Below are 381 nucleotides of genomic sequence, written 5' to 3'. Positions count from 1 at the left end.
TAACTAAGCCGGACGGCAGCACAGAAACAACAGTGACAGACGACAACGGTATGTACCACTTCACGGGATTACCAAATGGCGAATACACAGTAACGTTCGATACACCGAAAGGCTATGAACCAACTAAAGTGAATGTTGGAGACAAAGCATTAGACTCAGACGGTCAAACAGTCAAAGTCGTGGTAGATAATGCGGATGACTTCACAATCGACAGTGGTTTCTACAAACCGACGGTTGAGCCGACACCAGTGCCAGGAACATACTCAATCGGAGATAAAGTATGGGAAGACAGCAGTAAAGACGGTGTTCAAAACTCAAACGAAAAAGGCATTTCAGGCGTAACAGTAACTTTAACTAAGCCGGACGGCAGCACAGAAACAA

Annotated in this window: 1 protein-coding gene; it reads left to right on the top strand. The window is 45.4% G+C overall.

The window, feature by feature from the left end; genetic code table 11:
* A partial coding sequence (locus HMPREF3270_RS11810; RefSeq protein ID WP_218117703.1) for an SdrD B-like domain-containing protein occupies positions 1 to 381 on the top strand: 381 nt, incomplete at both ends.

The sequence above is a fragment of the Staphylococcus sp. HMSC65H10 genome (assembly GCF_001839185.1).
GTDB lineage: Bacteria > Bacillota > Bacilli > Staphylococcales > Staphylococcaceae > Staphylococcus > Staphylococcus simulans.
The sequence above is the reverse complement of the archived record's forward strand: the minus strand, read 5'-3'. Positions and strand labels throughout refer to the sequence as shown.